Below are 20,832 nucleotides of genomic sequence, written 5' to 3'. Positions count from 1 at the left end.
TTACCGTCGAGGAGGTAAATCGTCACGGTGTGATTCACGGTCTGGGGCCGGACCGTGGCGGTTGATCTCCGGTGGGTCCCGCTCCTGGGACTCCTCCGGCTGTCATTCGCCGGCCGCCAGGTCGGGCGAGGGGAGGCTTGCGTGGTCGAGGCTGGTTCCGAGAAGCAGCCTGTCGGGGTCGCGGCTGGTGAGCAGGGTGAACTGTTCCCCGACGACTCGCTGCCCGACGAGCTGGTGGGCTACCGGGGTCCGGCGGCGTGCCAGATCGCCGGCATCACCTACCGCCAGCTCGACTACTGGGCCCGCACCAAGCTGGTCGCGCCCAGCATCCGCACCGCCCACGGGTCCGGCTCGCAGCGGCTGTACTCGTTCAAGGACATCCTGGTCCTCAAGGTCGTCAAGCGGCTCCTGGACACCGGGGTCTCGCTCCAGAACATCCGGGTCGCGGTCGACCACCTGCGCGTCCGCGGCGTCCGCGACCTGGCCCGGGTGACGCTGTTCTCCGACGGCACCACGGTCTACGAATGCACGTCGCCGGAGGAGATCGTCGATCTGCTCCAGGGCGGCCAGGGCGTCTTCGGCATCGCGGTCAGCGGCGCGATGCAGGAAATCAGCGGCACCATCCACGAGTTCCCGGCCGAACGCGCCGACGGCGGCATCGTCGAGACGCACGAACCGGACGAACTCACCCAGCGCCGCAACGCCCGCAAGACCGGTTGATCACCACCGCGGGGATGCGGGTAAGGTGCACCGTGCGGTCGACGAATCCGCGCGGGAGAGTCCGAGCCACACCTTGAGCTCGGCGCCGAAGGAGCAAGTCCTCCCCGGAACCTCTCAGGCACCCTGGACCGCGCGGACGAGACGCCTCTGGAAAGCGGGTCGTCAGGACACAGCCTGATGGCCCCGCCGACGGTGCAAGCCCGGCTCAACCTGCGGGCGAAACTCTCAGGCGCCTCCTCGGAGGTACGGACAGAGCGGGGAGGGTTCCTCCGGGTTCGGGTGAGCGGTGCTCGCGGTATGCGCTTGCCCGAACCCTCCGGAGTGCCTTGTGGGGGTGCAACCCCCACACCCCGCCCGGCGGGCTCCGCCCCGGACCCCCGTCATGGTCACCTCGCGCTCTAGAGTCGCGTTGGGCGGTGGACGCCGCCGATCGGAGGAGGCCATCGTGGATCCGTCACTCGCCTCCCTGGAAGAGGGCATCCCCTTCGCCGACCGGCACATCGGGCCCGGTCCCGAAGACCTCCGGCGCATCCTCGACGTCATCGGCGTCGCCTCCCTCGACGAACTCGCCGAGCGGGCCGTGCCCGGGTCGCTGCGGGAGTCCGCCGAGCCGCTCGACCTGCCGGCCGCCGCCACCGAAGCGCAGGCCCTGGCCGAACTGCGGGAGCTCGCCGGGCGGAACCGGCCGATGGCGCAGATGATCGGGCTCGGCTACCACGACACCGTCACCCCGCCCGTCATCCGGCGCAACGTGCTCGAGAACCCCGCCTGGTACACCGCTTACACGCCCTACCAGCCCGAAATCTCCCAAGGCCGGCTGGAAGCGCTGCTCAACTTCCAGACCATGATCGCCGACCTCACCGCGCTGCCGGTCGCCAACGCCTCCCTGCTCGACGAGGCCACCGCCGCCGCCGAAGCCATGACCCTCGTGCGCCGGGCCGGGCGGGCGGAGTCGCACCGGTTCGTCGTCGACGCCGACACCCTGCCGCAGACCATCGCCGTGCTGCGCACCCGCGCCGAACCGCTGGGGATCGAACTCGTCGTCGAGGACCTTTCCCAGGGCCTGACCGGGCTCGGGCTCGGCGGCGACTTCTTCGGCATCCTGCTGTCCTACCCCGGCGCGTCCGGTGCGGTGCACGAGCTCGACCTCACCATCGGCGAGGCGAAGAAGCACGGCGCGGCCGTGATCGTCGCCGCGGACCCCCTCGCCCTCACCCTGCTGCGGCCGCCCGGCGAGCTCGGGGCCGACGTCGCCGTCGGGTCGACGCAGCGGTTCGGCGTCCCGCTCGGCTTCGGCGGCCCGCACGCCGCCTACCTGGCGGTGCGCCAGGGCCTCGAACGGCAGCTGCCCGGCCGGCTGGTCGGCGTTTCCCGCGACGCCGACGGTCACCCGGCGTACCGGCTCGCCCTGCAGACGCGCGAGCAGCACATCCGCCGCGAGAAGGCGACCTCGAACATCTGCACCGCGCAGGTCCTCCTGGCCGTGATGGCGTCGATGTACGCGGTGTACCACGGGCCGGACGGGCTGCGCCGGATCGCGCTGCGGGCCCACCGGATGGCCACCGTGCTCGCCGCCGGCCTCGCCGAAGGCGGCGTCGACGTCGGGCACGGCGAGTTCTTCGACACCGTCACCGCGGCCGTGCCCGGCCGGGCGGCCGCCGTCGTCGCGGCGGCCCGGGACCTCGGCGTGAACCTGCGGTACATCGACGACGACCACGTCGGCGCCGCCTGCGACGAAACCACGACCCGCGAACGGCTTTCGCTGGTGTGGAAGGCGTTCGGCGTCTCGGTGTCCGATGTGGACGGCCTGGACGCGGACACCGCGGACGCGCTCCCGGGCCCGCTGCGCCGGACGAGCGGGTTCCTGGCGCACCCGGTGTTCCACGCGCACCGGTCGGAAACCGCGATGCTGCGCTACCTGCGGGAGCTCGCGGACAAGGACGTCGCCCTCGACCGCAGCATGATCCCGCTCGGCTCGTGCACCATGAAGCTCAACGCCACCGCGGAGATGGAACCGGTCACCTGGCCCGGATTCGCCGGGCTGCACCCGTTCGCACCCGCCGAAGACGCCGCCGGGCTGCTCGACGTGGTGGCCGGCCTCGGCGCCTGGCTCGCCCGCATCACCGGCTACGACACGGTTTCCCTGCAGCCCAACGCCGGCAGCCAGGGCGAGTTCGCGGGTCTGCTCGCCATCCGCGCCTACCACCGCTCCCGCGGCGAGCACGCCCGGGACGTCTGCCTCATCCCGGCCAGCGCCCACGGCACCAACGCGGCCAGCGCGGTGATGGCGGGCATGCGGGCGGTCGTGGTCCGCTGCGACGAGCGCGGCAACATCGACCTCGCGCACCTGAAGTCCACTGTGGATGAACACCGCGCCGACCTGGCCGCGATCATGCTGACCTACCCGTCGACGCACGGCGTCTACGAAGACACCGTCGGCGAAGTGTGCGCGGCGGTACACGACGCGGGCGGGCAGGTGTACGTCGACGGCGCCAACCTCAACGCGCTGATCGGTGTCGCCCAGTACGGCCGGTTCGGCGCCGACGTCTCGCACCTCAACCTGCACAAGACGTTCTGCATCCCGCACGGCGGCGGCGGACCCGGCGTCGGCCCGGTCGGCGTCCGCGCGCACCTCGCGCCGTTCCTGCCGAACCACCCCCTGCAGCCGGCGGCGGGGCCCGCCACCGGCGTCGGCCCGGTCAGCGCGGCACCGTGGGGCAGCGCGTCGATCCTGCCGATCTCGTGGGCCTACGTCCGGATGATGGGCGCCGACGGCCTTCGCCGGGCGACGCTGGTCGCGGTGGCCACCGCCAACTACGTCGCCCGCCGCCTCGCCGGGCACTACCCGGTGCTGTACGCCGGCCACGAGGGGCTCGTCGCGCACGAATGCATCCTCGACCTCCGGCCGCTGACGAAGGCCACCGGCGTCACGGTCGACGACGTCGCGAAGCGTCTGGCGGACTACGGGCTGCACGCGCCGACGATGTCGTTCCCCGTGGCGGGGACGCTGATGGTGGAGCCGACCGAGAGCGAGGACCTCGCCGAGCTCGACCGCTTCTGCGAGGCGATGATCGCGATCCGCGGCGAGATCGACCGCGTCGCTTCGGGGGAGTGGCCGCTCGAGCAGTCACCGTTGCGGCAGGCCCCGCACACCGCGCGGTGCGTCGCCGGCGAATGGGACCGGCCGTACAGCCGCGAGACGGCGGCGTTCCCCGCCGGGCAGGCCGCGGTGAAGGTCTGGCCCCCGGTCCGCCGGATCGACGGCGCGGCGGGGGACCGGAACCTGGTCTGCTCCTGCCCGCCGCCGGAGGCGTTCGCCTGATCCGCGGCGCACAGGAACGGACGGTAGGTTGACGCCATGCTGAGTGCGCACGGTCCCGATCGGACGTCCGTGGTCGTCACCGGCGGCAGCGGCTTCATCGGCCGGGCCGTCGTGCGAGCCCTGTGCGACCGGGGCGTCCCGGTCGTCGTCGTGGACCGGGTCCCGTTCCCGGAAGCGCCCGACGGCGTCCGCGTGGTGACCGGGGAACTCCGGGACGCCGCCGTGCGCGAAGAAGCCGTCACGCCGGAGACCGCGGGCATCGTGCACCTCGCCGCGCTGACGTCGGTGCTGAAGTCGGTGGAACGGCCCGAAGACACCTTCGCCGACAACGTCCTCGTCACCCAGGAACTCCTGGAACTCGCGCGCCGCCACGAGGTGCCGACGTTCCTGCTCGCTTCGACGAACGCCGTGATCGGCAACGTCGGCGGCGCGACCATCACCGCGGACCTGCCGCTGCGCCCGCTGACGCCCTACGGCGCGACCAAGGCGGCCTGCGAAATGCTGCTGTCGGGCTACGCCGGGGCGTACGGCATGACGACGTGCGCGTTGCGGTTCACCAACGTCTACGGCCCGGGAATGTCCCACAAGGACAGTTTCGTGCCGCGGATGATGCGGGCCGCGCTGACCGGCGCCGGGGTCAAGGTCTACGGCGACGGCCGCCAGCGCCGCGACCTGGTGCACGTCGACGACGTCGTCCGCGCGGTCCTGCTGGCCCTGGACAGCGGCTACTCCGGCCGCGCGATCGTCGGGGCCGGGCGCTCGGTGTCCGTGCTGGAGATGGTCGAGGCCGTGCGCGAGGTGACCGGCGCCGAACTGCCGGTCGAGCACGTCGAAGCGCCGGCGGGGGAGATGCCCGCGGTCGTCGTCGACGTGTCGGCCAGCGCGGAAACCATCGGCTACCGGCCGGAGGTGCCGCTGACCGACGGCCTCGCGACGGCGTGGAAGTACTTCTCCGGCCTGGCGAAGTGAAAGTTTTCCTCCGGCGCCACTGGCTGCTCCTGCTGCTGCTCGTCCCGGCGATCACGCTCCGGGTGCTGACCTGGCTGGCCTACCGGCCCGCGCTGCTGTACATCGATTCGTTCCGGTACATCGACAACCTGCACGCCCTGCGCGCCGACCAGCTGAACCCGATCGGCTACGACCTGGTGCTGCGGCCACTGCTCGCCGTCGGCGGCCTCGCCTGGGTCGCCGCCGTCCAGCACGCCGGCGGTGTCCTCATCGCGATCGGCGTCTACGCGCTGGTCCTGCGCCTCGGCGGCCGCCCGTGGGTCGGCGCGCTCGCCGCGGCGCCCGTGCTGCTCGACGCGTACCAGCTGCAGATCGAGCAGAACATCATGTCCGAGGTGACGTTCGAGGCGGTGCTCCTCGGGCTGCTGTGGCTGCTGCTCGGCCGGGGCACACCGGGCTGGAAGCGGGCCGGCGCCGCGGGGCTGCTGCTGGGGTTCGGCGTGCTGACCCGGCTCATCGGCATCTCGCTGGCGCTGCCCCTGCTGGTGTTCCTGGTCGTCGCCGGGGGCGCGTGGCGGCAGTGGGCGGGCTGGCGCCGGGCCGGCGCCGGTCTCCTGGGCCTGCTCGTCGTCCTGGTGCCGTACTCGGCGCGGGTGCATTCGGAGACCGGGAAGTGGGGCCTGACCGGGCCGTCCGGGAACATGCTCTACGGCCGCACCGCCGCCGTCGCCGACTGCGCGAACCTGCACCTCGCCCCGGAGGTGCAGGTGTTCTGCCCCGCCGAGCCGCGCGAGACGCGCCTGGTGGACAACTACACCCACGCCGACCTCGACCCGAACTGGCCGGGGCCGCTGCCCCCGGGCGCGGACCGGACCGCGCTGGCGCACGAGTTCGCGATCGCCGTCCTGAAGGCGCAGCCCGGTGACGTCGCCGAAGCGGTCCTGGACGACTTCGCCAAGAGCTTCGCCTGGACCCGCGAGCAGGACCCGACCGACGTCCCCCTCGACCGGTGGCAGTTCCAGCTCACCTACCCGCAGTGGGCCGACCAGTCGCTGATCGACCTGGTCACGCTGCAGAACGACGGCGTCGTCGCGCGCGTCGACCAGCCGCCGGCGAAGGTCCTCCGCGACTACCAGCTTGGCGGCGGGTACGTCTCCGGCGCGGTGCTCGGCCTCGGCGCGCTCCTCGGCCTCCTGACGGTGTTCCGGCGCAAGAAACCGCTGGACCGCGCCCAGGCGGGGGCGCTGCTGGCGGCGTCGAGCGGGCTCGTGCTGCTCTTCGCCTCGGCGGTGTTCCTGTTCTCCTGGCGCTACCAGCTCCCGGCGCTGGTGCTGCTGCCGGTGGCCGGCGCGCTCGGCTTCACCACGCTGACGTCGGCCGGGCGGAAGCGGCTCGCCGCCTTCCCCGACGACGTCGACCAGGGCGCGCTCGACGACTTCCGCGGCCGCCACCCGGGCGTCGGACTGGCGCCGGTGACCGTCGTCATCGCCGCCTACAACGAGGCCGGCGGCATCGGCGAAGTCCTCGAAAAGATGCCGGACCAGTGCCTCGGCCTGCCGGTCGACGTGCTCGTCGTCGTCGACGGCGGGACCGACGACACGGCCGCGATCGCCGAGGCGCACGGCGCGTACGTCTGCGTCGCGCCCCGCAACCGCGGCCAGGGCGCCGCGCTGCGCCTGGGCTACCACCTCGCGGCCGAGGGCGGCGCCGAGTACGTCGTGACGACCGACGCCGACGGCCAGTACGACAACAGCGAGCTCGAAGCCCTGGTGCGCCCGGTCGTCGACGGCACCGCCGACTTCGTCACCGGGTCCCGGCGGCTCGGGCACGAGGAGGCCGACAGCCGCGTCCGGTGGCTCGGCGTGCGCGTCTTCGCGGCGCTGGCGTCGGTGCTCACGGCCCGGCGGATCACCGACACGTCGTTCGGCTTCCGCGCCATGCGGGCGGACCTGGCCTGCGCGATCCCGCTGAACGAGCCGCAGTACCAGTCGTCCGAGCTGCTGCTCGGCGTCACCGCCCGCGGCGCCCGCGTCACCGAGCTGCCGATGAGCATGCGGCTGCGCAAGGCGGGCAAGAGCAAGAAGGGCGGCAGCCTCGTCTACGGCGCCAACTACGCGCGCGTCATGACCGGGACGTGGTGGCGGGGGTACGTGCTGCGCCGCGGCCGAACACGAGCCGGTCGAGCAGGGTGAACTTGACGACGAAGACGAGCGCGTAACTGGCGACGTACGCGCCGTCGACGAGCACGACCCACCAGAGGTGCGGCAGCTCCAGGGGCGCCAGCAGCGAGCCCGCGAGGGTCGTCAGGCCGATCGACGCGAGCCCGCCGAGCCCGATCACGGCCAGGTAGGGCAGCAGCTCGCGGCGGACCCGCGGCCGCCCGGTGCGGCCCCACACCCAGCGCCGCGTGACCAGGAAGTTCAGCACCGCCCCGGCCGCCCAGGCCAGCGTGCTCGCCAGGGCGGCGGCACCGCCGGTCGCGAGGACGGCGAGCAGGACGACCTGGCTGACGACGGTGGCCGCGACCGACGTCGTCGCGGCGCGGGCGAGCCTGGACCAGCCGCGGCGGCGGGTCTTCTCCGCCGTGCGGGGCCGCACGCCGTTGGTTACGGTCGTCATGCCCCCATCCTCCCCGTGGGCCGGTCGCGCCGCCGTCCGACCCCCTCATGCATAGGAGATTCACAGGTCATTGCCAGGTCTTCATCAGCACGTGATCTATAGCGTTCGTGTGGCGTAAACGAGCAGGAAAGGCGGCACCAATGCGTGTGCTGGTTCTCGGCGGTGACGGATATCTGGGCTGGCCGACCGCGCTGCACCTATCGGACAAAGGTCACGAGGTGGCCGTCCTCGACAATTTCGCCCGCCGCGGGTACGACGCCGAACTCGGCGTCGAAAGCCTCGTCCCGATCGAGTCACTGGCCGACCGCATCGCCACCTGGCGCGAGCTCTCCGGCCGGACGATCACCGGCTACGAAGGCGACCTGCTGGACGCGGAGTTCCTGTTCGGGGCGGTGCGGGAGTTCGCGCCGGACGCGATCGTCCACTACGCCGAGCAACGGTCGGCGCCCTATTCCATGATCGACCGCGAACACGCGGTGTACACGCAGCACAACAATGTGGTCGGCACGCTGAACCTGCTGTACGCGATCGCGGAGCTCGATCCGGCGATCCACCTGGTCAAACTGGGCACGATGGGCGAATACGGCACGCCGAACATCGACATCGAAGAGGGCTGGCTGGAGCTGGAGCACAACGGCCGCTCGGATCGGGTGCTGTTCCCGAAACGGCCGGGGTCCTTCTACCACCTGACCAAGGTCCACGATTCGCACAACATCGAATTCACCTGCCGCGCGTGGGGGCTGCGCGCCACGGACCTCAACCAGGGCATCGTGTACGGCCAGCAGACGCCGCAGACGGCGCTGGATCCGCGCCTGGCGACCCGGTTCGACTACGACGCGGTGTTCGGCACGGTGCTGAACCGGTTCGTCATCCAGGCGGTGCTGGGCCAGCCGCTGACGGTGTACGGCAAGGGAACGCAGACCCGCGGCCTGATCGACATCCGCGACACGGTGGAGTGCATCCGCCTGGCCGTCGAGCACCCGGCCGAGCCGGGGGAGTTCCGGGTGTTCAACCAGATGACGGAGAGCCTGTCCGTGGCGGGCATCGCCGACCTGGTGGCGGACCGGTTCCCGGGCCCGGTGCAGATCGAGCAGCTGGAGAACCCGCGCACCGAGGCGCCGGAGCACTACTACAACGTGAAGCACACCGGGCTGGTCGGGCTGGGGCTCGAGCCGCACCTGCTGTCGGACACGCTGATCGAGTCGATGTTCGACATCGTGGGGGCCAACAAGCACCGGGTGAACCCGGAGAAGCTGCGCCCGACCGTGCGCTGGCGAGGCGCGCTGAAGGCCTGACGGCCGGGGGGCTCCCGTCGCCGGGAGCCCCCGGGTTTCAGCCGGGCAGCTTGTCGAGGAAGCCGTGCACCTTGGCGATCTTGCCGCCTTCGAGCTCCACGACGTCGAACCCGATGGCGACCGGCTCGGCACCGGGCGTACCGAGGTGCCACTGGAACCGCGCGAGATCGTGGTGCGCATCGGGCTCGGCGGGCAGGCTGAAGGTGAGCCCGCCGAACTGCTGCTGCGCCCCGCCGACGAACTGGTCGATCCCCTCGTGCCCGGCAACGGCCCCGAGCGGGTCGGTGTAGCGGGCATCGGCGGTGAAGACATCGGCGACGAGGGACCGCCGCTTGTCGCGATCGGTCTCGTTCCAGACGGCGATGTACTGCTCGACGATGGCGCGGACGTCGGTCATGGCGGTTCCTTTCGTTGGGGGACAACGGGTTCGTCGCCCCTCGGCTGAGCACCACTCTGTCGCCCGGGCGGCGGCGCGTCGATTACGCGGGAGGTAATGCCGGAGCGGCGAAATTCGGTGGCCCGCCGCGGGACCCTGTTCGGGTGGAAGAGGAAGACCCGGACGACGCGTGGCACGCCAAGCCGGGGCCGGCGGATCCGCACCTGGTCCGGGAGGCGCTCGCGGCGGCCCGCGCCGCGCGGCCGGACACGGCGCTGGAGGAGGTGGCGATCGCCGCCTACGCGGCCGGCGTCACGCCGGTCGGTTTGATGCGGGCCTGCTACGTGGCCCAGGACACGGTCGTCGCCGAGTCGCCGGCGGGCGACGACGACCCGGCTTTCGATGCCCTTTCGGAGCTGATGGACCGGCTCACCGGCTTCTGCCCGCCCGGCGCGCACCTCGAGCCATTACCCCGGAAGTAATGGCAGCGCCCCCGTGATCGCCGTAGCGTCGCTCGCGTGACGACCATGGTGCAGGCGCGGCAGCGGCCCGTCGGTGAGCTGCTGCGGGAATGGCGGGACCGGCGCCGGATCAGCCAGCTCGATCTGGCGATCTCGGCGGACATTTCCACCCGCCACCTCAGTTTCGTGGAGACCGGCCGGTCCAAGCCGAGCCGGGACATGGTGCTGCGGCTCGGCGAGCACCTCGACGTGCCCCTCCGGGACCGCAACCGGCTGCTGCTCGCCGCCGGGTACGCGCCCGCGTACACCGAGAACGCGCTGGGGGATCCCGGGATGGACGCCGTCCGCCAGGCCGTCCGGCTGCTGCTCGCCGGTCACGATCCGTACCCCGCCGCCGTCGTCGACCGGAACTGGGACCTCGTCGACGCGAACGCCGCCATCGGGCTCTTCGTCGCCGGTGTCGCGCCCGAGCTGACCACCAACGTGCTGCGTGCGACGCTGCACCCCGACGGCATGGCCCCGCACATCCTCAACCTCGGGGAGTGGCGCGCCCACCTGCTCGGCCGGCTGCGGCGGCAGGTGAGCCAGACCGCGGACACCGGGCTCGCCGAGCTCCTCGACGAGCTGCGCGGCTACCCGTGCGACCAGCCGGTGCCCGAGGTCGAGGTCCCCGGGCCGGGGGACATCTTCGTGCCGCTGAAGTTCCGCCACGAAGGCACCGACCTGACGTTCTTCAGCACGGTCGCCACGTTCGGCACGCCGCTGGACGTCACCGTGGCCGAGCTGGTGATCGAGTCGTTCTTCCCGGCCGACCCGGCGACGGCGGCGTACCTGCGCGAGCGGGCCGCCGCAGTGGGATGATGGGGTTCCGCGCAGCATCCGAAGTGAGGATCACCGGTTGATGGCCGTCCCGCCTTCGCTCGCCCTGTCCGACGGAGTCCGCATCCCCCAGCTGCTGTTCGGCGTCGCGGGCCTGTCCGCGGCCGAAACGGGCCGGGCCGTCCGCATCGCCCTCGTCACCGGCTACCGCGGCATCGACGTGGTGCCCGGGACGGAGGCGGCGGTGGGCGCGGTGCTCGCCGCCGCGGACGTGCCGCGCGAGGAGCTGTTCGTCAGCGTGCACGTCCCCGCGCAGGGCTACGACACCGCCCGCCGCGCGGCCGACCAGGCGCTGGCGGCCCTGCAGCTGGAGCGCGCCGACCTGTGCCTGCTCGACGGCACCCAGGGCGCCTTCACCGACACCTGGCGAGCCCTGAGCCGGCTGCGCGCCGACGGCCACGCCCGCACGGTCGGCGTGGCGGGGTTCGGCGTCGCCGAGCTGCGCCGCCTGATCGACGCGACCGGCTCGGTGCCGCCGGTCAACCAGGTCGAGCTGCACCCGTGGCTGCAGCAGCTCCCGCTGCGCGAGTTCCACAGCGGCCACGGCATCGTGACGGTGGCCGCCAGCCCGGCGGCGAACGCGGCGCTGCTGTCGGACGAGACGGTGACGGCTCTGGCGGCGAAGTACGGCAAGACACCGGCGCAGATCGTCCTGCGCTGGCACCTGCAGAACGACACGGTCGCGGTGGCGGCCTCGGCCACGACGACCCGCATCCGCGAGAACTTCGGCGTGTTCGACTTCGAGCTGGCCGACGACGACATCGCCGTGGTGGCCGAGCTCGACAACGGGACGCGCGTCTAGGAGCTGTCTGGCAAAAGTCTCGGCTGGCAGCTGGGACACAACTGGTTGTGTTGCGGTTTCAGTTGCTCCCGGGCGTTGATCGAGGATCTGCTGCCGATCCGCACCGGTAAGCGAGGTAGGCCCTTCTCGGATGCACGCGCGATGGTCGAAGGGATCATCCACCGGTATCGGTCCGGAGCCGGCCGATCAGGCCGGGCACCGCAGCCGCCGCGGATCTCGCGGCGGCCGCCCACCTACCTTCGATGCCGTGGTCAGCCAGGTCAACCGCTTGTCAGACACTCCCTAGGCGGACTTGATCCCGGCGGCGGCGAAGTCGGCCTGCTGCGCCGGCTGCTCCAGGTACTCGCGGAACGTCTGGGCGGCGCGCAGCGCGGTGTCGTCGATGCCCGGGCCGGCCAGGCCGACGAACGGGTAGTCCGCCGAGCGCGCGTTCGCCACCGACTGCGCGGGCGAGCCGATCATCTCCGGCTTCTTGGTGGTCAGCTCGCTCACCCAGTACGACGACTCGGGCAGCCACGCGGCCGGGAGCCCGCCGATGGCGTCGATCTTGGCCCGGCCGACCAGCGCGTCGAGCACCTGCGCCGAGGGCCTGGCGTCGATCGTGACGTGGACGCACTGGCCGTGGACGACGGTGGCGGCCTGGTTCCACCGCTGGGCGGCCGCGGTGAGGGGCTTCTGCACGCTGGGGGTGACGACGATCCGCATCTGCGTGGTGCCGCCGTCGCAGCTGGCGGCCTGCGCCTCGGCGCGGCTGTTGAGCTCGTTGTCGGCCCAGTTCCAGCCGACGATGCCGAGCCCGATCAGGACCGCGAGGACCATGCAGGCGATCGGCCAGGTGGCGATCCGCCGGCGCGGGGCCTTCTTGCCGACGATGCGGTGCGAGCCGGTGGCCTCGCCCTTCCCGAGGACGCGGTGCGAACCGGTGGCCTCGCTGCGGGCGGCCCGGCTCGGCCCGGTGCTGTCGGTGCGGCCGGCGCGTTGCGGCCCGGTGGTGTCGCTGCGCTCGGCGGTCCGGAGGGAGGTCGTGGTCTCGCCGCGCCCCGCGGTGTCGTCGCCGGGGGTGGCGACGTCGGCGGGGGAGTCGTCCTGCCGGGTGATGACCTCGGTCCGCTCGGCGGCGGACTCGGGGTGCCGGGCGGCGGCGCGCTTGCCGCGGCGGGAGCGGGGGCCCGGGTCGGCGACCGCGGGGTAGGCGGTGGTGACCTCGGCACTGTTCTCGGCGGGCGCTTCCGGACGGCGGGAGCGGGTGGCGGTCCCGGCCGGTTCGCCCCGGCGGGCGGCGCGGCCGGTGGTGGGCTCCGCGGCCGGGTACGCACCGGAGCTCTCGCCCCGGCGTGCGGGGTGGGTCGTGGTGGACGCGCCGAGAGCATCGATCCGGTAGGTGCCGGAGTTCTCCCCGGGGCGCGCGGGGTGGGTCGCGGTGGGCCCGCCGGCAGCGTCGATCCGGTAGGCGCCGGAGCCCTCCCCGGAGCGGGCCGGGTGGGTCGGCGGGACGTCGACGCGGTTCGCGACCGGGTAGGAGCCGGAAGCCTCGCCGCGGCGCGGAGCACGGGTCACGGTGGATTCGCCGCCGCCCGCGGCCGGGTACGTCCCGGACGCTTCGCCGCGACGGGCCGGGTGGCCGCCGGGCGCCTCGCCGCGACGGCCCGCCGGCTGGGGACCTGCGGGTGCGGGCGGGAATCCCGGCGCCTCGGCCCCTTCCGTGAAGAAGGCCGAGCCGGCGGCCTCGCGGGCGGCGCCGGCCGCGCGGCCCGCGATCCCGAAAGCGTCGGAGATGGAGCTGCGTCCCGGGGTGCGGAAGGCGCCGGACGCCTCGCTGCGGCCCTCGGCGGGCCCGCGCGGCGTGCGGTCCTGAGGGTGCGGCACCGGCTCCTCGCCTCGGTAGTGTCGCCCCATCCGTCATCCTTTCGGGGTGAGCGCATGCCAAGCACGCGCTGCTATGCAATCAAACCGTTATCACCCTAACAGGTGAGTATCGGAGAGAGAATAATCTGACTCACAGTGCGCCGTGCTCAGGGTGCGGTGCGCTGACCAGGCGATGGCAATGCGCAATCAGGCGATGACGCAGCGGCGCCGCCCGGCGGGCGAACTCCCCTTGCGCCCGGGCGTATTCGGCCCGGCCCGCCGCCGTCTCGATCCGCACCGGCGGGTAGCCGAGCCCGGCCAGGTCGTACGGGCTCGCCCGCATGTCCAGCGTCCGGATGTCGACCGCCAGCTCGAAGCAGTCCGCCACCAGCTCGGCCGGCACGAACGGGTCGAGCTTGTACGCCCATTTGAACAGGTCCATGTTCGCGTGCAGGCACCCCGGCTGTTCGAGTGCGACCTGTGTCTCCCTCGACGGCGTCAGCCCGTTCAGCGGCCGCGCGGAGTCCGTGAAGAAGCGGAACGCATCGAAGTGCCCACACCGGATGTCGAGGGACTCCACGACCGCATCGGTGCCGGCCGAGCCGAGGCGCAGCGGCACCTGGTTGTGCCGCACCGAGTCCGCCGGCTCGCGGTAGACCATCGCCCACTCGTGCAGCCCGAAGCAGTTCAGCCGGGGCGCGCGCGACGCCGTCGCGGTCAGCAGGCCGAGGACGAACTCCGCCGTCCGCACCTTGCCCGCGCCGAACCCGGCGGGATCCAGCAGCACGCCGTCGGAGGTCTCGACGTACCCCTTGCGGTCCAGGAAGCGCCGCGCCGCGGGCCCGGCGAGGGCGACGCCGGGCCCGGGCTGCCACCGTTCGAGGTGCGACGGCCGGTACGAGTAGTACGTGAACAGGAAGTCCAGCACCGGGTGCTTCTCACCACGGGAGCGCCGCTCCTGGTGCGGGCCGGTCCAGCGCCGCATCCGGTCGGCGTGCGCCGCCTCCCGGGCCAGCCAGTCCGGCTCGGCGAGGACCTCCACGCCGCTCACGCGCCCACGTGGGTGCCGTCGCGCACCGTGCCCACGTACTCCTCCACCAGGTCCTCGAGCGCGACGACGCCGACGGCGTTCCCGCTCTCGTCGAGCGCCCGCGCGAGGTGGCTGCGTTCCTTGCGCATGGCCGAAAGCGCGACGTCGAGCCGGGCGTCGGCGCGCAGTTCGGTCAGCGCGCGCGTCTTCGAGGCGGGCACGGTCGTGCCCGGGTCCTGCCCGGCCAGGTCGAGGATGTCCTTGACGTGGATGTAGCCGGTCAGGCGCCCGTCGTCGGTGCACACCGGGAACCGCGAGAACCCGGTCGACGACACGGCCTTCTCGACCTCGCCGACGGTCGGCCCGCAGGGGAGTGTGGTCAGCTCCGCGGTGGGCACCAGCACGTCGGCGACCGTCTTCTGCACCGACGACAGCGTCTGGGCGAGCCGCTGGTGCTCGGACTGGTCGAGCAGCCCCTCACGCCGCGACTCGCTGAGCAGCTCGGCCAGCTCGTCGGAGGTGTAGGCCGTCTCCAGCTCGTCCTTCGGCTCGACGCGGAACGCGCGCAGCAGCGAGTTGGCCACGAAGTTCAGCAGCCAGATGAACGGGTTGGCCACCTTCACCCAGGCGACGTGCACCGGCACCAGCCACAGCGCGAGCCGCTCGGGCTCGGCGATGGCGAGGTTCTTCGGCACCATTTCGCCGATCAGCACGTGCGCCACGGTGATGAACGCCAGCGCAATGGCGAACGAGATCGGGTGCAGGAGGGCTTCCGGCAGGCCGAGCAGGTCGAAGGCCGCCGACAGCCGGTGCGCGATGGCGGGCTCGCCCAGGCGGCCGAGCAGCAGCGAGCAGATGGTGATGCCCAGCTGTGCACCGGCGAGCATCAGGGACACGTGCTTGCTCGCGTTGATGACGATCTGCGCGCGCGTCTTGCCCTGCTCCAGCAGCGCTTCGAGCCTGTCCCGCCGCGAGGAGATCAGGGTGAACTCCGCGCCGACGAAGAAGGCGTTGGCCAGCAGCAGGACGACGACGAGGGCGATGTTCAGCCAGTCGGTCACGAGGCCACCTCCGCTTCCGGGGCCGTGCGGACCGGGGCGACCTCGACCTCGGCGATCCGGTGCTTGTCCATCGTGGTCACGGTGAGCAGCCAGCCGTCGACCTCGGTGGCGTCGCCCTCGGCGGGGATCTTGCCCAGCCGCTCGAGGATCAGCCCGGCGATGGTTTCGTAGTCGCCGTCGGGCATCCGGAACCCGGTGACGCCGGTGACCTCGTCGGCGCGCAGCTGCCCGGACACCAGCCAGCTGTCCGCCCCGACCTGCTGGGACGCCGGTGCTTCGCGCTCGTCGTGCTCGTCGCGGACGTCGCCGATGATCTCCTCGACGACGTCCTCCAGGGTGACCAGCCCGGCCGTGCCGCCGTACTCGTCGACGACGATGGCCAGCTGGAAGCGGGAGTCGCGCAGGCGCAGCAGCAGGTCGTCGCCGGGCAGCGATTCGGGCACGGTCGGCACCGGCCGCATGACCGAGCCGATCGGCACGGCGGCCCGGTCGGCGGCGGGCACGGCGAAGGCCTGCTTCACGTGCACGGCGCCGCGGACGTCGTCGAGGTCCTCGGCGTGCACCGGGAACCGCGAAAACCCGGTGCGCAGGGAGATCGCGATGAGGTCCGCCACGGTGTCGTCGACGGCGAGGGACTCCAGCTGCACGCGCGGGGTCATCAGCTCCTCCGCGGTGCGCTCGCCGAACCGCAGCGAGCGGTCCAGCAGCTCCGCGGTCGACGTGTCGAGCGTGCCGCTTTCGGCGCTGGACCGCACGATCGAGCCCAGTTCCTGCGGCGAGCGCGCGGACCGCAGCTCTTCCTGCGGTTCGACGCCGAACTTGCGCACGAGGAAGTTCGCGCTGTTGTTCATCAGCGTGATGAGCCAGCGGAACAGCGCGGAGAACCGCGAGTGGTAGCCGGCGACCGCGCGCGCGGTCGGCAGCGGCCGGGCGATCGCGAGGTTCTTCGGCACCATCTCGCCGAGGATCATCGACAGCGAGGTGGCGATGACCAGCGCGAGCACGATCGACGCGCCCCCGGCGAACCCGGCCGGCAGCCCGACGGCGCTCAGCAGCGGCCGGACGAGCTCGCCGATCAGCGGCTCGGCCAGGTACCCGGTGATGAGCGTGGTCAGGGTGATCGCGACCTGGGCGCCGGAGAGCTGGAAGGACAGCGTCCGGTGGGCCTTCTGGACGGTCACCGCGCGGCGGTCGCCGACCTGGCGGACGTTGGCCTCGACGGTGCTGCGTTCCAGCGCGGTGAGCGAGAACTCGGCGGCGACCGCGAGGCCGGTGCCGATCGTCAGCAGCACGAAGAGGAGGACGCCCGCGACGGCGAGCAGGATCTGGATCATTCCGCACCCGCCCCGGTGGCCGGGGAAGGACCTATCGGACAGCCGGGTCGGTCACCCGGCCCGGTACTGTCACCGGGTGACTGCGCTGCGCGCACGAAACGGTCACTCCTAGCAAGAAATCGGCGTGTACTGCGGATATGCGGGCCAGTTTACCGTGTCTTTGCGGTTCCTCGCCGGCGGCCGGGGTGTGTCGGAGCGCTCATCCGCGGATCAGGCGGTTCCGGGCCGGTGCCGCCGCACGGTCTCCTCGACCAGGTCGAGGACCGGCCCCAGCCCGGCGGCGGGCAGTCCCATGGCCAGGTGCGAGACGAGTCCTTCGAGGACGAGCTCCAGGAACGCGGTGAGGACGTCGACGTCGACGTCGTCGCGCAGGTTCCCGGCTTCCCGCTGCCGCAGCAGCCGCAGCCGGGTCGCGGTGGTCAGCTGCTCGGACCGCTCGGCCCACCGGGCCCGGAACTCGGGATCGGTCCGCAGCCGCCGGCTCACCTCCAGCCGCGTCCCGAGCCAGTCGGCGGGGTGGTCACCCCCGGCGAGCAGGTCCCGCATGACCTGGACGAGACCCTGTTCGGCGACGACGTCGGCCATCCGCAGGGCATCGTCCTCGGCAAGGGCGAGGAAGAGCGACTCCTTGTCGCGGAAGTGGTGGAAGATGGCCCCCCGCGAGAGCCCGGTGGCTTCCTCCAGGCGCCGCACTGTGGCACCTTCATAGCCGTAGCGCGCGAAGCAGACGCGCGAGCCGTCGAGGATCTGGCGCCGGCGTGCGTCGAGGTGATCCTGGCTTACGCGTGGCATCCTGAAATCCTGGCACCGAGGACCGGCTTCTCGCAATCCGTACGTACGTACTGTGACCCGGAGTGCCCGGGGAACCAGCGGCGTGTCCCCACCGTCCGAACGTTGTGGCGTTTCGCTGACACGAAGTGAGACGGTTGGCTAAGGTTTGCCCCATCACGGTGGGTGAGCTGAGGGGAAGGTGCGGTCGTGATCATCGGTGAGGCCGGAGCGGCGGCGCAGGCGCTGTGGGGAGACGTCTTCGACACCCCGGGCCGCGTTTACGGCGGCGGCAAGGGTAGCCAGTTCAAGATGGACCCCGAAGAGCTGTCCTCGGTGATCGGCCAGTGGGAGGACCTGGTCGACAAGATCTTCGACGACGGGCAGAAGATCCGGCAGCTGGCCGCGTTGAGCACCGTGGCGCCCGGTAAGGACCCGGCCAGCGGGAACTTCGCCTCGACCAGCTCCGATTCGATCATCGCCCTGCTCACCCAGAACGACTCCATGCGCAAGTACGCGCAGGACTACATCAAGAAACTCAAGGAAGCGCAGTCGAAGACCAAGGTCACCGACCAGGACCTGTCCGACACCTTCAAGGCATAGGCGAGCCGAACTTGTTCCGAAGCAAACTGGGTGTCCTGGCGACCCTCGTGGCCGTGTCCGCGGCGCTCACGGCCGCGTGCACCACGACGACCGGAGGCACGGCGTCCCCGTCGACGGCGGGATCTTCGCCGGCGACCGGCTCGCCGTCGGCCGATCCGGAGGTCCCGAAGGTCTCCGCCCCGCTGGACGCGGGCAAGTACGTCGCCGACACGTGCGCGTTGGTGCCGAAGGACGTGCTGACCTCGCTGGGGATGCCCGAGACGGGTACTTTCCAGGCGAAGGGTGACACGCTGTTCACCAAGGCGGGGCCGACCTGCGCCTGGAAGATCCGCGGCCAGGGCACCGGTGTGCTGGTGTCACTGGGCACGGGAAGCCGTGACGAGGGCGCAGGTGGCCTGGCGGGGATCTACCGCGGCTACGCCAGCAAGACCTACATCCGCTTCCTCGAACACGCCCCGGACGTCGACGGCTACCCGGCCGTCTACTGGGGACCGCTGGACGAACGGCCGATGGGATCCTGCGGGATCGGGGTGGGCATCGCCGACGACCTCACCTTCGACGTGTACGCGCAGGGCTACCAGGGAGCCGACGACTCCTGCGGGGCGGCGGCCCAGGTGGCGTCGAGCGTCATCAAGACACTCAAGGGGGCATGACGAGTGGACGGCAAGCAGATCTACGACAACTTCAGGCAGGGCGACACCTCCGGGCTGCAGGAGATGGCGCGGACCGTGCAGGAGCTGTCGGACGCCTACATGGAGCGGGGCGCGAGCATCAAGGCGCTCCAGACGCGCATGGTGGAGTCGTGGAGCGGTGACGCCGCGGACGCCGCGAACGCGGGCGCGGGACCGATGGAACGGGCGTTCCACGACAGTTCGGCGCCGCTGGACGTGACCTCCGCGTCCGTCAAGACCCAGGCCGCCGTCTTCGAAAACTCCAGCAACACCGTCGTCGAGGTGCCGCCGAAGCCGGACAAGCCCAATCCGTGGACCACCGGCCTCAAGGCCGCCATCCCGATCGCCGGGCCGTTCATGGCCAAGGACGACATCGACAACTACCAAGAGGGCGTCGCCCGCTACAACGCGGCGAACGAGACCAACGTCCGGGTGATGGACCAGTACAGCAACGCCACCGACAGCACCAGGGCCGCGCTCCCGACCGACTACGGCGTCCTCGAGTCCGACGGTGCCACCATCGCCGTGAACACCCCGGACGGCCCTGGGCGGGTCGAGCCGACCGATCGGGGCAAGTGGCTGCCCGGGCACCCCGGTGGCGATTCGGGCTCTGACGACCACACCTCCATCACCGGCTTCGACCCCGGTCAGACCGGCGGCCCCGACAAGCCCGGCGGCACGGGCGGAACCGGGGGCACCGGCGGTACGGGCGGCACCGGGGGAACCGGAGGCACTGGCGGCACCGGGGGAACCGGCGGCACCGGAGGAACGGGTGGCACCGGCGGCACCGGCGACGACACCCACACCACCGGCTCCGGCCGTCCGACGGTGCTCACCGTGCCGACCCGGCCCGGCCAGACGACCGACCAGCCCGGGAAGACGCCGCCGAACACCGGGGGGATCGACTTCTATCCCACCAACACCGGCGGTGGTGGTGGCCAGAACTACGGCCAGAACCCCCTGAACCCCAACGACCCCAGCACCGGCGGCCGTGGCCCGAACAGCAACGCCGGCAGCCGGCTCCTCGACCCGACCGGCCGAGGCGGCACCGGCACAGGCACTGGCGCCGGCAGCGGAGCGAACGCGAACGAGCGCGGGCTCGGCGGCGGCCGCGGCTCCGGCATGGGCAGCCTCGGGAACGCGGCCGCCGCGGAGGCGGCCGCCGCGCGGGCTGCGGGTAACCCTCGGGGCGGGCAGATGGGGCCCATGGGACCCGGTGGCCGTCGGGGTGAAGGCGAGGAAGACGATGAGCACCAGCGGCCGGACTACCTGATCGAAGCGGATCCGGACGCGATCTTCGGCACCGACCAGCGGACCAGCCCGCCGGTCATCGGCGAGTAGGCAGGTGGACGTGGCAACAGGCCGGGTGGACGTTCCGGTCGAGGCGCTGGCCGCGCTGGCCGACCGTGAGCAGGTCGGCCAGTTGCACCCCACCCTGCGTCCCGAGCCTCGGTGGCTCTCGGACGTGGAGCGGGCGGAGGCCGACAAGCGGATCGACGCCGCGCTCGCCGAAGCCGGGCTGGTCGACGCCCGGGGGCGGGCCACCGTCGACTTCCTCGACTGGCTTCCGCTGCTGGTCAGCCCGGCGCGGGAGTACTACGGCTGGGTCGGCACCGACGGGCAGACCTACGGCGTGCTCGCCGCCGCGAAGGGCCTGCAGGCGGTTCTGGCCGTCTCGGACGGGACCCACGTCGGCGTGCAGGAAATCGACCGGAACCGGCTCGCCGAGGCGCTCGTCGAGCAGCTGCCGCCGGTCGGGCCCGGCGGGGGACACCCGCGCACCGTCCGGGTGGCGGACCTGACCGAGGCGGCCCGCCGCGGGCAGGCCGCCTACCCGCTCGACCCGGCCATCGCCGACGTCGTCAGCCTGGTGCAGCGGCCCGTCTCGGGCAGCGGGGAGCTCTACGCCGGCCGCCGCGACGACGTCGGGCGGCACACCTGCCTGCAGCAGCCGCTGCACTACGCCGACACCGACTGGGGCCGCTACCTCAGCTACACCGCCGGCTCGGGGGACGACACCGTCATCCACATCGGCCCGGCCGGCCCGCGGGAGCTGGCCGGGACGCTGGCCGAGCTGGCCGGCACGCTCGGCTGAACC

At 72.2% G+C, this 20,832-nt stretch carries 19 protein-coding genes and 1 riboswitch; of the genes, 12 read left to right on the top strand and 7 right to left on the bottom strand.

Annotation, left to right across the window (positions count from 1 at the left end; translation table 11 throughout):
* Positions 1 to 141 precede the first annotated feature (141 nt).
* From C2L59_RS30245 to C2L59_RS30230, 4 genes are all read left to right on the top strand, one after another.
* Positions 142 to 720, top strand: a complete 579-nt coding sequence (locus C2L59_RS30245; RefSeq protein ID WP_103352915.1) for a MerR family transcriptional regulator — start codon at positions 142 to 144, stop codon at positions 718 to 720.
* Positions 721 to 762: 42 nt separating this feature from the next.
* A riboswitch (glycine riboswitch) is annotated at positions 763 to 861 on the top strand.
* A gap of 304 nt (positions 862 to 1,165) precedes the next feature.
* Positions 1,166 to 4,042, top strand: a complete 2,877-nt coding sequence (gene gcvP / locus C2L59_RS30240; protein WP_103352914.1) for an aminomethyl-transferring glycine dehydrogenase — start codon at positions 1,166 to 1,168, stop codon at positions 4,040 to 4,042.
* Positions 4,043 to 4,078: 36 nt separating this feature from the next.
* Positions 4,079 to 5,011, top strand: a complete 933-nt coding sequence (locus C2L59_RS30235) for an NAD(P)-dependent oxidoreductase (RefSeq protein ID WP_199199317.1) — start codon at positions 4,079 to 4,081, stop codon at positions 5,009 to 5,011.
* Complete coding sequence (locus tag C2L59_RS30230; protein ID WP_103352913.1) at positions 5,008 to 7,182, top strand: glycosyltransferase family 2 protein; 2,175 nt, start codon at positions 5,008 to 5,010, stop codon at positions 7,180 to 7,182. The genes C2L59_RS30235 and C2L59_RS30230 overlap by 4 nt, the downstream gene beginning before the upstream one ends.
* Here the strand turns inward: C2L59_RS30230 and C2L59_RS30225 are convergent.
* Positions 7,112 to 7,609, bottom strand: a complete 498-nt coding sequence (locus C2L59_RS30225; protein ID WP_103352912.1) for a GtrA family protein — start codon at positions 7,607 to 7,609, stop codon at positions 7,112 to 7,114. The genes C2L59_RS30230 and C2L59_RS30225 overlap by 71 nt on opposite strands.
* Before the next feature lie 140 nt (positions 7,610 to 7,749).
* Between C2L59_RS30225 and C2L59_RS30220 the strand changes: the two genes are divergently transcribed.
* Positions 7,750 to 8,904 carry an NAD-dependent epimerase/dehydratase family protein gene (locus C2L59_RS30220; RefSeq protein ID WP_103352911.1) on the top strand — a complete coding sequence of 385 codons (1,155 nt, stop codon included), beginning with the start codon at positions 7,750 to 7,752 and terminating at the stop codon, positions 8,902 to 8,904.
* Positions 8,905 to 8,941: 37 nt separating this feature from the next.
* Here the strand turns inward: C2L59_RS30220 and C2L59_RS30215 are convergent, their stop codons facing one another.
* Positions 8,942 to 9,301, bottom strand: coding sequence for a nuclear transport factor 2 family protein (locus tag C2L59_RS30215; protein ID WP_103352910.1), 360 nt, complete (start codon positions 9,299 to 9,301; stop codon positions 8,942 to 8,944).
* A gap of 143 nt (positions 9,302 to 9,444) precedes the next feature.
* Here C2L59_RS30215 and C2L59_RS30210 point away from each other — a divergent pair, with 143 nt between their 5' ends.
* The 3 genes from C2L59_RS30210 to C2L59_RS30200 are packed head-to-tail and all read left to right on the top strand — an operon-like array spanning position 9,445 to position 11,422.
* Positions 9,445 to 9,762, top strand: coding sequence for a hypothetical protein (locus C2L59_RS30210; protein WP_103352909.1), 318 nt, complete (start codon positions 9,445 to 9,447; stop codon positions 9,760 to 9,762).
* A 45-nt stretch (positions 9,763 to 9,807) separates the two neighbouring features.
* Positions 9,808 to 10,602 (top strand): helix-turn-helix domain-containing protein, encoded by a 795-nt coding sequence (locus C2L59_RS30205; protein ID WP_103352979.1) that lies wholly within the window; start codon positions 9,808 to 9,810, stop codon positions 10,600 to 10,602.
* Positions 10,603 to 10,642: 40 nt separating this feature from the next.
* Entirely contained in the window at positions 10,643 to 11,422 is a 780-nt protein-coding gene (locus C2L59_RS30200) for an aldo/keto reductase (RefSeq protein WP_103352908.1), read from the top strand.
* A 282-nt stretch (positions 11,423 to 11,704) separates the two neighbouring features.
* On the opposite strand, the gene C2L59_RS30195 is transcribed toward C2L59_RS30200, so the two are convergent.
* The 5 genes from C2L59_RS30195 to C2L59_RS30175 form a co-directional block, all read right to left on the bottom strand.
* The gene (locus tag C2L59_RS30195; protein WP_103352907.1) at positions 11,705 to 13,318 is read right to left on the bottom strand and encodes a hypothetical protein; all 1,614 of its coding nucleotides are present in this window, start codon (positions 13,316 to 13,318) and stop codon (positions 11,705 to 11,707) included.
* A gap of 100 nt (positions 13,319 to 13,418) precedes the next feature.
* Positions 13,419 to 14,318 carry a 3-methyladenine DNA glycosylase gene (locus C2L59_RS30190; protein WP_103352906.1) on the bottom strand — a complete coding sequence of 300 codons (900 nt, stop codon included), beginning with the start codon at positions 14,316 to 14,318 and terminating at the stop codon, positions 13,419 to 13,421.
* Positions 14,315 to 15,358: a hemolysin family protein gene (locus C2L59_RS30185; protein ID WP_103352905.1), complete on the bottom strand. Its 1,044-nt coding sequence runs from the start codon at positions 15,356 to 15,358 to the stop codon at positions 14,315 to 14,317. The genes C2L59_RS30190 and C2L59_RS30185 overlap by 4 nt, the downstream gene beginning before the upstream one ends.
* Entirely contained in the window at positions 15,355 to 16,692 is a 1,338-nt protein-coding gene (locus C2L59_RS30180; RefSeq protein WP_103352904.1) for a hemolysin family protein, read from the bottom strand. Before C2L59_RS30180 ends, C2L59_RS30185 begins: the two co-directional genes overlap by 4 nt.
* A 210-nt stretch (positions 16,693 to 16,902) precedes the next feature.
* Positions 16,903 to 17,484, bottom strand: a complete 582-nt coding sequence (locus tag C2L59_RS30175; RefSeq protein WP_103352903.1) for a TetR/AcrR family transcriptional regulator — start codon at positions 17,482 to 17,484, stop codon at positions 16,903 to 16,905.
* A gap of 186 nt (positions 17,485 to 17,670) precedes the next feature.
* On the opposite strand from C2L59_RS30175, the gene C2L59_RS30170 reads away from it, so the two are divergent.
* Genes C2L59_RS30170 through C2L59_RS30155 form a run of 4 tightly spaced genes read left to right on the top strand, consistent with a single transcriptional unit; the run spans position 17,671 to position 20,829 of the window.
* On the top strand, positions 17,671 to 18,063 hold the full coding sequence (locus C2L59_RS30170; protein ID WP_103352902.1) for a hypothetical protein: 393 nt from the start codon (positions 17,671 to 17,673) through the stop codon (positions 18,061 to 18,063).
* An 11-nt stretch (positions 18,064 to 18,074) separates the two neighbouring features.
* Positions 18,075 to 18,716, top strand: a complete 642-nt coding sequence (locus tag C2L59_RS30165; protein ID WP_103352901.1) for a DUF3558 domain-containing protein — start codon at positions 18,075 to 18,077, stop codon at positions 18,714 to 18,716.
* 3 nt (positions 18,717 to 18,719) lie between these two features.
* A complete protein-coding gene (locus tag C2L59_RS30160) occupies positions 18,720 to 20,075 on the top strand; it encodes a hypothetical protein (protein ID WP_103352900.1) in 1,356 nt (451 codons plus the stop codon).
* 25 nt (positions 20,076 to 20,100) lie between these two features.
* Positions 20,101 to 20,829: an ESX secretion-associated protein EspG gene (locus C2L59_RS30155; RefSeq protein WP_103352899.1), complete on the top strand. Its 729-nt coding sequence runs from the start codon at positions 20,101 to 20,103 to the stop codon at positions 20,827 to 20,829.
* The last annotated feature ends 3 nt before the right edge of the window (positions 20,830 to 20,832 follow it).

Origin of the sequence: Amycolatopsis sp. CA-128772 (genome assembly GCF_002904295.1) — a bacterium.
Taxonomy (GTDB): Bacteria; Actinomycetota; Actinomycetes; order Mycobacteriales; family Pseudonocardiaceae; genus Amycolatopsis.
The sequence above is the reverse complement of the archived record's forward strand: the minus strand, read 5'-3'. Positions and strand labels throughout refer to the sequence as shown.

Coding starts and splice junctions, on each gene's coding strand:
- C2L59_RS30200 (WP_103352908.1), top strand. CDS start 10,643: ATGGCCGTCCCGCCTTCGCTCGCCCTGTCCGACGGAGTCCGCATCCCC.
- C2L59_RS30180 (WP_103352904.1), bottom strand. CDS start 16,692: ATGATCCAGATCCTGCTCGCCGTCGCGGGCGTCCTCCTCTTCGTGCTG.
- C2L59_RS30195 (WP_103352907.1), bottom strand. CDS start 13,318: ATGGGGCGACACTACCGAGGCGAGGAGCCGGTGCCGCACCCTCAGGAC.
- C2L59_RS30175 (WP_103352903.1), bottom strand. CDS start 17,484: ATGCCACGCGTAAGCCAGGATCACCTCGACGCACGCCGGCGCCAGATC.
- C2L59_RS30220 (WP_103352911.1), top strand. CDS start 7,750: ATGCGTGTGCTGGTTCTCGGCGGTGACGGATATCTGGGCTGGCCGACC.
- C2L59_RS30205 (WP_103352979.1), top strand. CDS start 9,808: ATGGTGCAGGCGCGGCAGCGGCCCGTCGGTGAGCTGCTGCGGGAATGG.
- C2L59_RS30215 (WP_103352910.1), bottom strand. CDS start 9,301: ATGACCGACGTCCGCGCCATCGTCGAGCAGTACATCGCCGTCTGGAAC.
- C2L59_RS30225 (WP_103352912.1), bottom strand. CDS start 7,609: ATGACGACCGTAACCAACGGCGTGCGGCCCCGCACGGCGGAGAAGACC.
- C2L59_RS30235 (WP_199199317.1), top strand. CDS start 4,079: ATGCTGAGTGCGCACGGTCCCGATCGGACGTCCGTGGTCGTCACCGGC.